Raw genomic sequence first — 16,673 nt, 5'->3', positions numbered from 1 at the left:
TAGAAAGAAAAGGAGAAACAACCAAATGAAATTTGTGAAAAAATCTTAGATTAGATAGAAACTGTATCGTTTGCTCTTTCACTAAATCGCTGCTATTTTGATTTGCAGTATTTATTCAAATAGATTTTTCAGCTATAATAGATTGTGTGAGAATGCTCAAAATGGAAGATAAAGGAAGTTAGAGAGATGCGCAAGAAAAAAACAATGGACGGAAATACAGCGGCAGCCTACATTTCTTATGCTTTTACAGAATTAGCCGCAATCTATCCTATTACCCCTAGTTCAACAATGGCGGAATTGGTAGATCAATGGTCCGCCAGCGGAAAGAAAAATATTTTTGGACAACCAGTGAAAGTGGTTGAAATGCAGTCAGAAGCCGGAGCAGCTGGTGTAGTACATGGTTCATTAAAGACTGGAGCTTTAACGACGACTTATACAGCTTCGCAAGGATTGCTGTTGATGATTCCAAATATGTACAAAATCGCGGGAGAACGTTTGCCTGGCGTATTTCACGTTGCCAGCCGAGCAGTCACTACGAATGCATTGAATATTTTTGGTGACCATACAGACGTGATGGCGGCTCGCCAAACAGGCTTTGCGATGTTGGCGGAAAGCAGTGTTCAAGAAGTTATGGATCTTGCACCTGTGGCTCATTTAGCGGCGATTGAAAGTGGGATTCCCTTTCTGAATTTCTTTGATGGTTTTCGAACCAGCCATGAAATCCAGAAGATTGATGTACTTGAATACAGTGAGTTGGCTCAATTGATTGATCAAGAAAAATTAGCAGCTTTTCGCGAAAAGGCAATGAATCCAAACCATCCAACGGTTAGCGGAACGAATCAAAACCCCGATATTCATTTTCAACAGCGAGAAACGGTCAATGCCCATTACGATGCGTTACCGGCAACAATTCGCAAATACATGAAAGCCATTAATGATTTGCGCGGAACCAACTATGATTTGGTCGATTATTACGGCTGTGCTGATGCAGAAGAAGTAATTGTAACAATGGGTTCTTCGGCTCAGACTGTACAACAGACGGTGGATCATTTGCTCAAACAAGGAAGAAAAGTCGGGGTCTTGACAATTCATTTGTATCGACCATTTCCATTAGAAGTCTTTTTGGAAAAACTTCCATCAACGGTCAAAGCAATTGCCGTTTTAGACCGTAGCAAGGAGCCGGGAGCAAACGGTGAGTCTCTGCTTTTAGATGTCCAAAGTGCCCTTTATGATGCAGCGATCCGGCCAGCTGTCATTGGTGGTCGCTATGGATTGGGTTCAAAAGATGTAACGCCAGATCAAATCGTTGCTGTATACGAAGAACTGACGAAACCAAAAAGTGAGCAAAAAAGACGGTTTACGATTGGGATCATGGATGATGTTACCCATCTCTCGTTGAACACGGAAGCTACTTTGGACTTGACCAATCCCAATACATTTCAGGCGAAATTTTGGGGATTTGGCTCCGATGGAACCGTGGGTGCCAATAAATCAGCGATCAAAATTATTGGCGATCACACAGATAAGTATGTTCAAGGTTATTTTTATTATGATTCCAAAAAATCAGGAGGATTAACAGTCTCCCATTTGCGTTTCGGAGACACACCGATCCGCTCGACTTATTTGATCGAGCATGCTGACTTTGTCGCATGCCATACCCCTGCGTATCTGCATACATATGATTTGCTGAAGGGGCTAAAAAAAGGCGGTACCTTCCTACTAAATACCACCTGGAATGAGCAACAAATTGCAACTAGTCTTCCTAAACACATCAAGCGTTACATTGCAGAAAATGACATCCGTTTTTATACCATCAATGCCATGCAATTAGCGATGGAGACTGGGCTCGGCAGACGCATCAACACAGCAATGGAAACTGCCTTTTTCTATTTGTCTGATATTATGCCTTTCGACGAGGTTCTGCCGATTTTAAAAGCGGAGGTATTAAAGAATTACGGACATAAGTCCATGGAAATTGTCGAAAAAAACTATTTAGCGATTGATCGGACCCTTGAATTGCTTTGCGAGATTCAAGTGCCAGCTGAATGGGCCTTCATTGATGTGCCTGAACGGAAATCAACTGCAACATCCCGTTATGTTCGGGAGATCGTTGAGCCAATCAATCGACAGGAAGGCAATCAATTATCAGTGGGGACGCTCGTTCGGAATCAAATGACGGAAGGAGCGATGCCTCTAGGGACCACTGCAGTGGAAAAACGAGGGATTGCTTTAGAAGTGCCAGAATGGTTATCCGACCGTTGTACGATGTGCAATGAATGTGCATTTGTTTGTCCGCATGCAGCGATTCGACCTTTCTTAGTGGATGAAGATGAACTGACAGAGGCACCAGAAGGGTTTATTGTTCGAGAAATGCGAGGAAAAGATGGTCAGAAGTATCGAATCCAAGTTTCAATCGAAGATTGTACTGGCTGCGGGCTTTGTGTTGAAGCGTGTCCCGCAAAGGACAAAGCTTTGGTCATGCGCTCCTATGAAAGCCAAAAAGAGCAAGCAATGAATTGGGCCTTTGCTATGACACTACGTCAGAAAGAGAATCCGGCAAAACCGGGTACCGTAATGGGCACCCAATTCAATAAACCGCTTCTAGAATTTTCAGGAGCCTGTGCAGGATGTGGCGAAACTCCGTATGTCAAACTGTTGACTCAAATGTTCGGGGACCGCATGATGATCGCAAATGCCACCGGCTGCTCATCGATTTGGGGCGGCGCTGCTCCGGTGTCTCCTTATACGACCAACGACCAAGGGCAAGGACCGGCATGGTCCAATTCACTATTTGAAGACAATGCCGAATTTGGTTATGGGATGTTTCTAGCAAATCGAACACGAAGAGAAGCCTTAGCAGCAAAAATGCAGGCAGCCTTAGTCACTGTTCCGATAGATCTACAAGGGATTATGCAAGACTGGATCGATCATCGGGAAGAAAGTGCAGGAAGCCAACAGAGGGCGGCAAAATTACAGGCTGCTTTACAACAAGAAATTCATCAACAGCCAAGTTTGCAAGCGATTCTTGACGACAGCGACTTGTTTGTTAAGCCAAGTCAATGGATGATTGGTGGCGATGGTTGGGCTTACGATATCGGATTTGGCGGAATCGATCATGTCTTGGCCTCAGGCGCGGATGTAAATATTCTAGTTTTAGATAATGAAGTCTATTCTAATACTGGCGGGCAAGTCTCTAAAGCAACCCCAACTTCAGCGATTGCTAAGTTTGCAGCTAGTGGGAAATATGTGTCGAAAAAAGATTTAGGGATGATGGCTATGACATATGGTCATGTATACGTGGCGCAAATTGCTTCCGGAGCCAATCAAATGCAGACGATCAAAGCTTTCGAAGAAGCGGAGAAATTCCCTGGACCATCTCTGATCATTGCTTATACACCATGCATCACCCATGGATTAGCAGGTGGCATGAGACAATCCATCAAAGAAGCAAAAGAAGCAGTAGCTTCCGGTTATTGGTCTCTATACCGTTACAACCCATTAATGACTGAAAAAGGTAAGCCAGCAATGACACTAGACTATAAAAAACCTGATTTTTCGTTGATGCCAACGTTTATGAAAACACAGGTTCGTTTTTCAGCCTTAGATGCAGCTAACCCAAGTGCTGCAAGTGCATTATTCACAAAAACAGTCTTGGATGCCAAAAACCGTTTCTATAATTATGCGCGTCTTGCTGGGCAAGAAGAAAAGATTCGAGCAAAATTAGAAAAAGAGCCATTGTCTGAAGCAGAACCTCAATCGGTGGAAAAACAAGGAGAATCTGTTAGAACTAAACAGCGTAGATCAGTCTCTGATCCTGAAGTCGAAGCAGCTCGCGCGGCAAGAAGAGCTGCCAGAGCGCAGCGGAGAAAAAAATCAGAATAGACAAGTGTCACAGCTCTAGCCAGTATCTGGCAGAGCTGTTTTTTTTAAGCTCCATTACGTAAAGATCAACCGTGTTATCCAATAATCGAGAGTCCAGAAAAAAGTGAGATTTTTTTTTTGGAAAAATGAGATAAATTTGCTTTTTTTCAACGTGTTAAAAGAAGTCCTATGTTATACTATTATTTGAAGTCTTAAGAATAAAGGAAGGCTGTTTATGTCGATGAATTTCAGTGATTTTTTTAATTTTGATTATTGGAGAGAAGTTTTCTCGTTTAATATATTTTCTATTTCGTTTTTAATCAATGTTTTGGATGTTTTAGTTGTCTGGTATGTGGTCTACAAATTGATTCAGTTAGTCAGAGGGACCAAGGCGATCCAGCTATTCAAAGGGGTCGGGCTGTTTATCGTCTTACGTTTTTTAGCGGGTTTGATTGGTTTGAGAACTCTCTCATGGCTGATGGATCAAGTAATCACCTATGGGGTGATCGCTGCTATTGTCATTTTTCAACCGGAGATTCGGCGAGGTTTGGAACATTTAGGTCGGAGTTCGCTATTCAAGACCTCTAAGTCTGAAAAGCACGAAGACGAAGTGATGGTCCAATCTTTAGATAAAGCGATCCAGTATATGGCGAAACGCAAAATAGGTGCCTTGATTACAATTGAGCGAACTACCGGTTTGGAAGAGTATGTCGAAACTGGGATTGCCTTGGATGCCGATATTACCGGAGAACTATTGATCAATATTTTTATTCCCAACACACCTTTGCACGACGGAGCAGTCATTATACGAGACGGCAAAATTGCGGTTTCGAGTGCGTATCTGCCCCTTTCAGAAAGCTTGTTGATTCCTAAAGAATTCGGGACTAGGCATCGGGCGGCAGTGGGGGTGTCAGAAGTCAGTGATGCTTTGACGATCGTTGTGTCTGAAGAAACTGGGGATGTCAGTATCACTATGAACAACCAATTGTTATCTGGGTTATCTCGAGAACAATACTTGGATATTTTGAATCGAGAGCTTGTGCCTGAAGAAAAAACAGCAAAACGTAATCTACTGCAATCTTTCCTTGACGGTGTGAACAAAGGGGGAAGAAAATGATTAAGAAAGAACGCCAACGAAATATTTTTTATGGTATACTAGCGCTGTTCTTTAGTTTGGTGTTGTTTTTTATTGCTAGTGGTTCCACACTGCAAGTCAATCTATCCGGCTCTACTAGTGGTTATGAAGAACATCTTAGCAATGTTCCCATCCAAACGACGTATGATACAGATAGCTATTTTATCCAAGGGTATGAAACCACCGTGAATGTCACCTTGAAAAGTCGAAATCGTATCCAGTTGAATGCAGAAAAAAATGATGAGACACGAAACTTTCGCGTGATGGCGGATCTTTCTGAATTAGGGGAAGGAACGCATGAAGTTCCTTTAGAAGTTCAGAATTTGAGTTCGGGTGTAACAGCTGAAATCGAGCCGAAGACCATCACAGTGACTATTGAAAAGAAAGTAACAAAAACATTTACTGTTGAACCAGTCATATCGGGCGCAGATTTAAAGGAAGGGTATTCTATCGCTTCTCTAGAGGCAGATCCTCAGAAAGTAGCGATCACAACGGGTGATCGCACCTTAAATGATATCGATCGTGTGGTGGCTGTTATTGATCCTAATGAGATCGGAACGTCCTCTTCAACAGTCAAAGGAACGATACAAGCGTGGGATACCGCTAAAAATGCATTAGCAATTTTGCCAGATCCCGAAACAGTTAACGTAACGGTAACATTAGAAGCCCCGACAAAACAAGTGGAATTATTCGTCACCCAGCAAGGAACAGTTCCTAACGGCATCTCCCATTTTATCTATAGAATGAGTGCAATCAGCGGAACGATTTCTGGTAGCCAGTCTATTTTAGATACATTAGATCAAATTGGCATACCAATCGATATTTCAAGAATCACCTCAACTGTTGAGCGAACTGTTGAAGTGCCAGTGCCAGATGGTGTGACGATTGATCCTAAAGTAGTGACGATCCAAGTGACACCTGTTTTCCAATCAACGGAAACGAATGGTCAAACTGGCAACGAGTCATCTGCCGAATCTCGATCAGATGAAACTAGTGAATCATCTAGTGAAGAAAACCGTGATTCAGAAAGCGAAACAACTGTTACAACTTCAGATGAGAGTAAAGAATAAGAGAGGGTAATACATTATGGGAAAATATTTTGGTACAGATGGTGTTCGTGGAGAAGCAAATAAGGAACTTACACCAGAATTAGCGTTTAAACTTGGCCGCTATGGCGGATATGTATTGAGTCAACACGAAACAGACGATCGTCGACCTCGCGTCTTAGTTGGGCGAGACACACGAATCTCTGGTCAGTTATTAGAAAATGCACTGATCGCTGGTTTGCTATCTGTGGGAATCGAAGTGTTTCAACTAGGCGTCATCTCAACGCCGGGTGTGGCTTATCTGACACGGGTCCAAAAAGCTAGTGCTGGAGTAATGATCTCAGCATCACATAATCCAGCACAAGACAACGGAATTAAATTCTTCGGTAATGATGGCTTCAAATTGGTGGACGAACAAGAAGCGGAGATCGAAGCTTTATTAGATGCTGCAGAAGATACGTTACCACGGCCGTCAGCTGAAGGTTTAGGAACCGTTGATGAATTTCCAGAAGGTCTTTTGAAGTATTCCCAATTTCTCCGTCAAACGATCCCGGGTGATCTAGAGGGCATCACCGTCTGTGTAGATGCAGCCAATGGGGCGACTGCTACAAGTGTCAATCGGTTGTTTGCAGACTTAGAAACTGATTTTTATACCATGGGAACTTCGCCGAATGGTTTGAACATCAATGATGGTGTTGGTTCCACTCATCCTGAGAAATTAGCAGAGTTTGTTGTCGAAAAAGGGGCCGATGTTGGACTAGCCTTTGATGGAGACGGTGATCGGGTGATCGCTATTGATGAACAAGGTAATATTGTTGACGGCGATAAGATCATGTACATTTGTGCAAAATACTTAGCTGAACAAAAACGTTTGAAACAAGATACCATCGTTACAACTGTGATGAGCAATTTAGGTTTTCATAAAGCTGTTGAAGCCATTGGTTTGAAAGATGTGATTACTCAAGTGGGTGATCGCTACGTTGTAGAAGAAATGCGCAAAAATGACTACAACTTTGGCGGGGAACAGTCCGGACACATGATCTTCTTAGACTTCAATACGACAGGGGATGGAATGCTGTCTGGTATCCAGTTATTGAATATCATGAAGCAGACTGGGAAAAAACTTTCTGAGCTGGCAGGGGAAGTTACGATCTATCCGCAAAAATTAGTTAATATTCGTGTGACAGATAAAAATGGCGCGATGGATGTACCGGCAATCCGAAAAATCGTCGAAGAAACAGAAGCAGAAATGAATGGGGAAGGTAGAATCTTAGTACGCCCTTCTGGAACAGAGCCACTATTGCGCGTGATGGCTGAGGCACCAACAACAGAAAAAGTAGATTATTATGTCGATAAAATTGCAGCTGTCGTACGGGAAGAAATCGGTGCGGAATAAATGAGATCAAAAACCAACGAAAGTCGTTTTCGTTGGTTTTTTTATCTTGTGAAAATATAATGATAATCCAAATAATGATTTTCATGTGGTATACTCACTGTATAAAGCGCAAGAAACCGATTGGTTGAATGGATCTAAACGTTAGGCAGATGTGTAGAGAGGATGAATGTGTGATGGGAAATACAACAGGATGGTTAGTCGTGGGTTTGTTTTTTATTACAGGTATCCTATTTTTAAGCAGACATGGATGGCAATTGATTGCTGGATACAATATGGCTTCTGAAGAAAAAAAGGCACAGTATGATTTAGATCGTTTGTATGTAGCGAATGGCATCGGTATGTTGGTTCTGGGTGCTTTCATCCTGCTTTCATTACTTTTTAGTGATCACTGGTCATTAATGGGGAATATTTTATTCGTTGCAACTAGTTTACTGACGATAGTAGGGATAATCATCATAAATGGCACGTGGTGTGTAAAGAAATGATACATTTCTCCTCTGTTGATCAACAGAGGTGCAATGAATCTGAGATGAATGCTGCTTGCTGTTTTGTGCATTACTTAAAAGACTTTAAAAAAATTGAGGGACGAGAAAAGAAAGGATGATCAAAATAGGCAATTCCAAGCAGTTTCAGCTTGTCTAAAAAAATTGCTTTTAATTGGTTGTACGAAAAAAAGAGCTGCGACAAGACGATTGTCGCAGCTCTTTTTTCTGCCTAAAAACTTTTAAAAGTTTTATTCGACAGTCACTGATTTAGCTAAATTTCGAGGTTTATCCACGTCATACCCTCGTTGCAATGTTGCAAAGTAAGCCAACAGTTGCGTAGGAATCACGGCAACTAAACTAGTAACCAATGGATGGACCGAAGGCAAAACAATGTGATCCGTCGCTTTCGCTAGTTCTTGGCTGACGATGACTAAAGTATGAGCGCCACGAGACTCAACTTCTTTCAAATTTCCTCTCGTATGGGAGCCGGTCACTTCTTCAGTGATGATTCCGATGACTGGGGTTCCTTCTTCGATCAGTGCGATGGTTCCATGTTTCAATTCGCCAGCTGCAAATCCTTCTGCTTGAATATAAGAAATCTCTTTTAGCTTCAGTGCAGCTTCCATGGAAACATAATAGTCATTGCTTCGACCAATATAAAACGCATTGCGGCTGTCAGACAAATACTCTTCTGCTAATTGACTGATGACCGCTTTTTCATCAACTAATGTTTCCATAGCAGAAGCAACGATACTTAATTCATGAAAAACATCGAAGTCCCGTGCTGCAGCAATACCTTTAGCATCACCGATTGCTTTTGCTAATAAGGTTAACACAGCGATTTGAGCAGTGTAGGCCTTGGTAGAAGCTACGGCGATTTCAGGTCCGGCATGAAGTAACAATGTATGGTCAGCTTCACGAGAAAGAGTCGAGCCTGCTACATTTGTAATAGTCAGACTAGGCAAATTCATTTGATTGATTTTTACCAAGACTTGTCGGCTGTCGGCTGTTTCTCCACTTTGTGATAGAAAAATAAAGAAAGGTTTTGCAGACAGCAAAGGCATGTTGTAGCCGAATTCACTTGATAAATGTACTTCAACAGGAATCTGTGTCAGAGATTCTAGAATCGCTTTTGCGGCCCAACCAGCGTGATTACTGGTTCCGCAAGCAACGATGTAGATGCGGTCGCTCGCAATCATTTGATCCTTTAATGCGTCATCGATCGTCACTTCTCCTGTGCCTTGATACTCTTGAACGAGACGACGCATCACAGCTGGCTGCTCGTCGATTTCTTTCAGCATATAGTAAGGATACGTTCCTTTTTCGATGTCTGTTAAATCAAGTTGTGCTTCATAAGACTCGCGATAAACAAGATTTCCTTTTAGGTCTTCGATTTCAATCGTTTCTGCCGTCACAGTTACCATTTCACCGTCTTCAATTTCAACGAAATGAGTAGTCTGATCCAACATAGCCAATGCATCACTACAAATAACGTTAAACCCATCCCCAAGCCCAATCAATAACGGACTTTTATTTTTTGCTACATAGATGGTTTCAGGGTCATTTTTATCAACTAATGCAAAGGCATAAGAACCACGAATCAATGAGAGTGCCTTTTTGAACGCTTCTTTAGTCGAAAGGTCTTTTTTCAATACTTCGATCAAGTGGACGACAATCTCTGTATCTGTCTGTCCTTCGAAGTGATGATCACTTAAATAGTTTTGATGCAATTCTTCAAAATTCTCGATTACTCCGTTATGAACCAGTACTAATTCTTGGTTAGAAGAAGTATGAGGGTGGGCATTTTTTTCTGATGGTTTACCATGAGTTGCCCAGCGAGTGTGTCCGATACCGATCGTTCCTGTTACTTCTGGTGTGACTTTGTCTTCCAAGTTTTTGATACGCCCTTGTGCTTTGACTAAGTGGCCAGAAGTACGATCAGCAACATATAAACCTGCTGAGTCATACCCACGATATTCTAAACGTTCCAAACCATTCAAAATGACTTGTTCAGCATTTGATTTTCCTACAATTCCTACGATTCCACACATAATGACAAATCCTACTTTCCACTACTTATTTACGATTCGTTATGTATTTCTACCTGCGCAGCAAGAGGTTTGTTTTCATCTCACGATGAGGTTTTGTTCTTGCTTATAGAGTGCAGTCCCTAGAGTTACCCGCCGAAAACTTCGATAAACTCTTTCCTCGTCATCTGTTGTACAGATCTGGCGCTATTCCTATTGGTCTATCTATCCTCCTTAAATTATTTTGTAGAAATACATGCATTATCATAATATTTATAAGGACGTTAGTCAAGAGAAAAAGCTAAAAAAAATAATTGGTATAGATGTTATTAGAGGCAATGTTTGTTCTGTAATGGAGATTTAAAGAAGGAGAATTGCGGATGATCCAATTCGTAAAATTGGAATTGTCGTTTTTGACTATCCTTTTTTTTTTAATTTCGATACAATGACAGAAGAAAGTGAGGGATGAAGATGTCAGAAGCTGTACAATGTATGACGTTTTCCGAGTTAAAGGAAATAGTGGAAAGATTAGAGAAACAAGAAAATGTCAATGATGATACAAAAATCATGTTAGACACTGGTTGGGACAGCCTGCAGGAAATTCTTCCGGGTGCAATCTCTGTTCAAGAAGCACAAGCGTTTCGAGTGCAAGATGAATTAACTAAAGAATATTTCGGCGGCTACGCATTGAAAGAAAAAAGCGAAAAATTCGATGCAAGTGGACTAGTTGAAGCGGTAATTGTGATTGAGAACCGCTATTAAAAAGGAGTGGAAAAATGAATAAGAGAAGATGGGTGGCTGTTGCGATTGCAATTGGATTGTTTGTGTGCTCAGGTGTTTTTGCTTTGATGGCTCCGCCAGCAAATGAAGAGTCGTCACTGGACGGATTGAATGCTCTTTTATACGGAAGCAATGAATTGGAGGAACATCAAATAGCGGCTGGAGATAGCAATAACCGTATCCTTCGCTTGACTTTGGAAGGGACGATTGCGAATACTTCAGGTGGTGGATTGTTCTCATCAGAAGGATATGATCATCAATTATTTCTTGAAGAATTACGTGCCGCGCAAGAGGACCCAACGATCAAAGGGATTCTATTTGAAGTGAATTCGCCTGGGGGCGGAGTTTACGAAAGTGCAGAGATTGCTCGTGAAATGAAAAAGATCAAAGAAATTGGAATTCCTGTCTATGTCAGTATGAAGAACACCGCAGCTAGCGGTGGTTATTATGTCTCAGCGGGTGCGGACAAAATCTTTGCCACAGATGAAACTGTGACAGGTTCTATCGGAGTTATTATGTCTGGATTGAATTATTCAGGTTTATTGGATAAATTAGGGATCGAAGATAGCACCTATAAAAGTGGTGCCTTGAAAGATATGGGTTCCTCTACAAGAGCCGCTACCGATGAGGACAAGAAAGTTCTGCAAACTTACGTGGATAATGCATACGGACGCTTTGTTTCCATTGTAGCTGACGGACGAGGCATGTCAGAAGAAGCTGTAAGAAAAATTGCTGACGGACGGATTTATGATGGTCAACAAGCAGTGGAGAACGGGTTAGTTGACGAAATTGGGTTTCCTGAGGACGCCTTCGCTGCATTAGAAGCAGATCAAGGGTTAGAGGATGCGGAAATTTTTGAATATGGTGTCGGTTCCACAGGGTTCGCTTCTACATGGCTGGGTTCAAAGCTGGCAGAGTTTCAAGGGCTGAAGGCATCTGAGTCTAGTCGTCTTTTGCAAGTAGTGGAAAGCCTAGGTACGATGGATGCGCCGAAACCTCTTTATTATTATGGAGGTGAATAACTATGCCTGAAAAAGAAACGAAAGAGCCACGAATCAAACAACAACCTGTTGAACAGGGAGCAGAAAACGTAACTCTGGAAAATCTAGAGTCGACCTCTGGAATCTCTACAGAGCAGGCGAATCAAGAAGCACAACTAGCTGTGGATACCCCAAATCAAGAGGCCGCTGTGACGAATCATCCAGATGATTTCTATCAACAAGTATTGGGCTCGTTTAAGAGAAAAGAATTTAGCGAGGAAGAGATTGATCAGCGTCAAAAAGAATGGCAACGGTATGAGGGGATAGAAGACAAACAGAAAGAACGCAGACGAGTGAATGATTTTCCAGATTACTTTTTTGCTGGGTTTTGGATTCGGCTATTTGCTTATCTCGTAGATGTACTTTGTATCGGAGCTATTACAGGAATTACTCTGGATACGATCTATCACTTAGGTGGTTGGTCAAGTAGCGGGCATCCTTTTGGACTCTACCAGTTACTCTCGTTGGCCATCTACTTAGGCTATTTTGTTTTATTAACAAAGTTCAATCAGGGACAAACGGTAGGTAAGATGATTTTCGGTATTCGGGTCGTGTCATTTACAGAAGCTGATTTGAGTTGGAAAACAGTTCTGACAAGAGAACTGTGTATGCGCTACGTTTTGCAATTCAATCCTTTCTTTTATTGCGGTTATTTGCCAGTGATTTTTACTAAAGAAAAGCAGCATGCCGGAGATTATTTTTCTGAGACCAGTGTGGTTACTATCAATTTGATTAAAGCATTCAATAAACAGGCAAATGCCAATATATAACAAGAATAGACAATAACGTAATGAGCGGTCAGTCTCTATTTGAGGCAAACGAAGACTGACCCGTTGAAAAGCGGTCTTGCTACCAGAAGATTGCACCATGCAAGCGGAAGTGCGATTGCAGATCGATTACAGATAAAGGAGAATGAGATATGGGAGACACGATCCAGTTTCCAAAACCTGAAGACCGCCTGCGTCATTCAGCAGAAAAAGCATATCAGGCAAAAGATTATCTGAAGGCTTACCATGATTACCAGGAAATTTATACTGAGCATTCTTCTTTTGAGATCAATCAGTCTCTCGTTAAGTGCTTACAGCAACTGGCTGATTTTGCAAAAGCGTTGGAAGTGGCAGATGATTTCTTGGATGAATACCTACAAGATCCAAATGGTTTTGTTCAAATTGGTCATTTGTTGATTCTTGATGGTCAATACTTGCAAGCGAGAAAATGGATAAGACTCGCAGAGGAATTTCCGGTGATCTCTGAAGCGGTAAGCGAAAATTTAGTGAAAGAATTGGATAAAGTAGAAGAAGTTCAACAAATACTTGGTTTGGAAGATTTTTTAGGAAAAAAACAGTCATTGCTTGCAATGGACAGCAGCAACCAACCAGTTAGCGGGCACACATGGCACGTTTTTTCCCAAGGACTCACAAAGGATCAGTTTGTATCGTTGATGACGGAGCTGCTTCCTCAGTTAACGAATCCTTTTTTGTTACCAAAACTAGTAGAAGAGCTTGTCCGTTTAGGAAGTTCACAGCAGTTTGAATTGATAGACTACATGGGGGATCAACGGCAGATCATTCCTAATCAGTTATCTTTATTGAGGGATGTGCCAGTTTTCAGCCAAATGCGACAAGCTGTGAATGAACGAATCGGGCAAGAAAATCCAACCTTAGCAGAAGGCATTTTAGAAGAGTTGAATGATCATTTTGCTTTAAGCTATCCGTTCTTGCCAGAAACCCAAGAGATTGATCGCTGGGTACAAAGCTATATAGATGAGTATCAAGATCTTTTTGCAAAAAGCGAACCACAAGCGATCGACGAAGAGATCCAACGTAAGAAAACAAGATTACGAAAGATTTTGGGTTCTTTCTAATTCTGAAAGCAGATCACTCAAGAAAAAAACGAGAAGTTTCTAGGTAAAATGTTTACAATTAAAGAACGTTAGTGTACTATTTAAAGGTATGCATGAAACTATTTCATATGTAAAATATAATTGTTATTCGGAGGGAAATAAATGACTGCAAAATGGGAAAAAACAGGCACCAATGATGGTGTATTGACATTTTCGATCGAGCAAGCTGAAATCCAAAAAGGCTTGACGACTGCATTTAATAAAGTGAAAGGCAACTTAAACGTACCTGGCTTCCGTAAAGGAAAAGTATCTCGCCAAGTATTTAACCGTATGTACGGAGAAGAAGCATTGTATGAAGATGCATTGAATGCTGTCTTGCCAGAAGCTTATGAAGCAGCAGTTAAAGAAGCTGGTATTGATCCAGTATCACAACCAAAAATCGATGTTGACAGCATGGAAAAAGGTCAAGACTGGGTGATCAAAGCAGAAGTGACTGTGAAACCAGAAGTTAAACTTGGTGATTACAAAGAGTTGACTGTTGAAAAACAAGATCGTGAAGTAACAGAAGAAGACGTAGATGCTCGCATCAAACGTGAACAAGAAGCACAAGCTGAGTTAGTCATCAAAGAAGACGAAGCTGCTGAAAATGGCGATACAGTCGTTATCGACTTTGAAGGTTTCTTAGGTGAAGAAACATTTGAAGGCGGCAAAGGCGAAAACTATTCATTAGAATTGGGTTCTAACTCTTTCATCCCAGGTTTTGAAGATCAATTAGTAGGCGTGAAAGCTGGCGAAAGCAAAGAAGTCAACGTCACTTTCCCTGAAGATTATCAAGCAGAAGATCTAGCAGGTAAAGATGCGGTCTTTAAAGTAACAGTTCACGAAGTCAAAGCAAAAGAATTGCCTGAATTAGATGATGAATTTGCCAAAGATGTTGATGATAGCGTTGAAACACTTGCTGAACTAAAAGAAAAATACCGCAAAGAATTGACAGAAACAAAAGAAAAAGCTGCTGAAGATGCAAAAGATGAAGCAGCGATTCGCCAAGCAGTTGAAAACGCAGAAATCGTTGAATTACCACATTCAATGGTCCATGACGAAGTTCACCGCTCAATGGATGAGTTCTTGAACAACATGCAACGTCAAGGAATTTCACCAGAAATGTACTATCAATTGACTGGTTCAACGGAAGCTGACTTGCATCAACAATTTGAAGGCGAAGCAGAAACCCGTGTGAAAACTAACCTTGTGATTGAAGCAATCGCAAAAGCAGAAGGTTTGGAAGCAACTGAAGAAGACATCGAAAAAGAAATTCAAGAGCTTTCAGAAGCTTACAACATGCCTGTTGATCAAATCAAACGCGTCTTGACAGAAGATATGTTGAAACATGACATCACAATGAAGAAAGCCGTTGAAATCGTAACTGGTACGGCGAAAGAAGCTTAATTTTCATCAAAAGAGCGGCAAACGTCTTTTCCGATGTTTGCCCTTTTTGATTGATCAAAAAGCAATGGTGTGTATATTTCATACGATCGTTTTTTGCTTACTTTGCCTTTTTGAGCAGGAGGATCTTGACTTATTTTGCGGACGTGGTCAATTGCTAAGAAAACGTAACGGCCATGAGAAATAGCTTTTTCTTTCAAATGAGTTATGATAAGATGATTAAAGACTGTAAAGATAGTAAAACCAATTCCACTCCTTTACAGGTTAGAAATTTATCAAGGGGTGAACAGTATGTACGACAATACAAATGGAAATGACGCTGTTCGTTGTTCTTTTTGCGGGAAGACGCAAGAGGAAGTAAAGAAGATCGTTGCCGGTCCTGGTGTATACATATGTAATGAATGTATCGACTTGTGCAAGGAGATCATTGACGAAGAGTTCTACGAAGAAGCCATTCGTGAATTTACCGAGGTACCTAAACCACAAGAATTGCTGCATATATTAAATGATTACGTCATCGGACAAGATCGTGCGAAAAAGACACTTGCTGTAGCGGTTTACAATCATTACAAACGAGTGAACGTTGAGCCGACCGCAGAAGACGTTGAGTTGCAAAAAAGCAATATTTGTCTAATTGGACCAACGGGCTCTGGGAAGACGTTCCTTGCTCAAACATTGGCCCGTTCATTGAATGTGCCATTTGCTATCGCCGATGCCACCAGCTTGACAGAAGCTGGATATGTCGGAGAAGATGTAGAAAATATTTTGCTGAAACTTCTGCAAGCAGCGGACTATAACGTTGAAATGGCAGAAAAGGGTATCATTTATATTGATGAAATCGACAAAATCGCTCGTAAAAGCGAAAATGTTTCGATTACGCGAGATGTATCGGGTGAAGGGGTGCAACAAGCGTTGCTGAAGATATTGGAAGGGACACAAGCAAGTGTACCGCCTCAAGGTGGACGGAAGCATCCTCATCAAGAAATGATTCAAATCGATACGACGAATATTTTATTCATCGTTGGTGGTGCATTTGACGGGATTGATACCATCGTTAAAAACCGGATGGGTGAAAAAACGATCGGTTTTGGAACGAACAACAAACGGTTCTCAGAAGATGAAAGCATCATGCAACATATCATTCCTGAAGACTTGTTAAAATTCGGCTTGATCCCAGAATTTATTGGCCGTTTGCCGGTTATGGCAGCTTTAGACAAATTGACGACCGATGACTTGGTCCGTATTTTGACGGAGCCGAAAAATGCGCTAGTCAAACAATACCAAAAACTGTTAGCATTAGACGATACTGAGCTTGAGTTTGAACCAGCTGCTCTACGCGCGATTGCGGATAAAGCGATCGAACGCAATACGGGTGCTCGTGGTTTACGTTCGATTATCGAAAATATCATGATGGACGTGATGTTCAATGTTCCTTCTGATGAGTCGATTGAGAAAGTCATTATTACCGAAGATGCAGCCAAAGAAATCGGTGAACCGACAATCATTTATAATGAAGAAACAAAAAAAGCAGTTTGATTTTAGTAAGTCGGATAGTTTGATGACTATCCGACTTTCTTTCTGAAAGCATATGAGATTTTATTAGAAGGGAGCGAGCAG

13 protein-coding genes are annotated in these 16,673 nt (G+C 41.4%); 11 read left to right on the top strand and 2 right to left on the bottom strand.

Going from position 1 to position 16,673, the window contains the following annotated elements; all coding sequences use genetic code 11:
* Positions 1–186: 186 nt before the first annotated feature.
* From nifJ to IGJ28_RS11985, 5 genes are all read left to right on the top strand, one after another.
* On the top strand, positions 187–3,882 hold the full coding sequence (nifJ, locus tag IGJ28_RS12005) for a pyruvate:ferredoxin (flavodoxin) oxidoreductase (RefSeq protein WP_252711912.1): 3,696 nt from the start codon (positions 187–189) through the stop codon (positions 3,880–3,882).
* A gap of 214 nt (positions 3,883–4,096) precedes the next feature.
* Positions 4,097–4,978 carry a diadenylate cyclase CdaA gene (gene cdaA / locus IGJ28_RS12000; RefSeq protein ID WP_005471347.1) on the top strand — a complete coding sequence of 294 codons (882 nt, stop codon included), beginning with the start codon at positions 4,097–4,099 and terminating at the stop codon, positions 4,976–4,978.
* Complete coding sequence (locus IGJ28_RS11995; protein ID WP_252711913.1) at positions 4,975–6,066, top strand: CdaR family protein; 1,092 nt, start codon at positions 4,975–4,977, stop codon at positions 6,064–6,066. The genes cdaA and IGJ28_RS11995 overlap by 4 nt, the downstream gene beginning before the upstream one ends.
* 16 nt (positions 6,067–6,082) lie before the next feature.
* Positions 6,083–7,438 carry a phosphoglucosamine mutase gene (gene glmM / locus IGJ28_RS11990; protein ID WP_003126423.1) on the top strand — a complete coding sequence of 452 codons (1,356 nt, stop codon included), beginning with the start codon at positions 6,083–6,085 and terminating at the stop codon, positions 7,436–7,438.
* 173 nt (positions 7,439–7,611) lie between these two features.
* Positions 7,612–7,923, top strand: a complete 312-nt coding sequence (locus tag IGJ28_RS11985) for a DUF3784 domain-containing protein (protein ID WP_005471352.1) — start codon at positions 7,612–7,614, stop codon at positions 7,921–7,923.
* A 248-nt stretch (positions 7,924–8,171) separates the two neighbouring features.
* Here the strand turns inward: IGJ28_RS11985 and glmS are convergent, their stop codons facing one another.
* Entirely contained in the window at positions 8,172–9,974 is a 1,803-nt protein-coding gene (gene glmS / locus IGJ28_RS11980) for a glutamine--fructose-6-phosphate transaminase (isomerizing) (protein ID WP_252711914.1), read from the bottom strand.
* Between the two features lie 447 nt (positions 9,975–10,421).
* On the opposite strand from glmS, the gene IGJ28_RS11975 reads away from it, so the two are divergent.
* From IGJ28_RS11975 to tig, 5 genes are all read left to right on the top strand, one after another.
* Positions 10,422–10,712, top strand: coding sequence for a hypothetical protein (locus tag IGJ28_RS11975; RefSeq protein ID WP_060813438.1), 291 nt, complete (start codon positions 10,422–10,424; stop codon positions 10,710–10,712).
* 14 nt (positions 10,713–10,726) lie between these two features.
* Positions 10,727–11,752, top strand: a complete 1,026-nt coding sequence (gene sppA / locus IGJ28_RS11970; RefSeq protein WP_252711915.1) for a signal peptide peptidase SppA — start codon at positions 10,727–10,729, stop codon at positions 11,750–11,752.
* Between the two features lie 2 nt (positions 11,753–11,754).
* Entirely contained in the window at positions 11,755–12,540 is a 786-nt protein-coding gene (locus IGJ28_RS11965; RefSeq protein WP_103299788.1) for an RDD family protein, read from the top strand.
* A 149-nt stretch (positions 12,541–12,689) separates the two neighbouring features.
* The gene (locus IGJ28_RS11960) at positions 12,690–13,634 is read left to right on the top strand and encodes a hypothetical protein (RefSeq protein WP_242387049.1); all 945 of its coding nucleotides are present in this window, start codon (positions 12,690–12,692) and stop codon (positions 13,632–13,634) included.
* Positions 13,635–13,775: 141 nt separating this feature from the next.
* Positions 13,776–15,059 carry a trigger factor gene (gene tig, locus IGJ28_RS11955; RefSeq protein ID WP_003126431.1) on the top strand — a complete coding sequence of 428 codons (1,284 nt, stop codon included), beginning with the start codon at positions 13,776–13,778 and terminating at the stop codon, positions 15,057–15,059.
* On the opposite strand, the gene IGJ28_RS11950 is transcribed toward tig, so the two are convergent.
* A complete protein-coding gene (locus tag IGJ28_RS11950; RefSeq protein ID WP_003126432.1) occupies positions 15,056–15,256 on the bottom strand; it encodes a hypothetical protein in 201 nt (66 codons plus the stop codon). The two genes, tig and IGJ28_RS11950, sit on opposite strands and share 4 nt — an antisense overlap.
* A gap of 91 nt (positions 15,257–15,347) precedes the next feature.
* Here IGJ28_RS11950 and clpX point away from each other — a divergent pair, with 91 nt between their 5' ends.
* Positions 15,348–16,592: an ATP-dependent Clp protease ATP-binding subunit ClpX gene (gene clpX, locus IGJ28_RS11945; protein ID WP_005471356.1), complete on the top strand. Its 1,245-nt coding sequence runs from the start codon at positions 15,348–15,350 to the stop codon at positions 16,590–16,592.
* Positions 16,593–16,673: the final 81 nt, after the last annotated feature.

It is taken from the genome of Enterococcus sp. AZ091 (assembly GCF_051714805.1).
In the GTDB taxonomy this organism is placed as follows: domain Bacteria; phylum Bacillota; class Bacilli; order Lactobacillales; family Enterococcaceae; genus Enterococcus_D; species Enterococcus_D gallinarum.
Note: the sequence above shows the minus strand (reverse complement) of the source record. Positions and strands in the feature narration are given on the sequence as shown.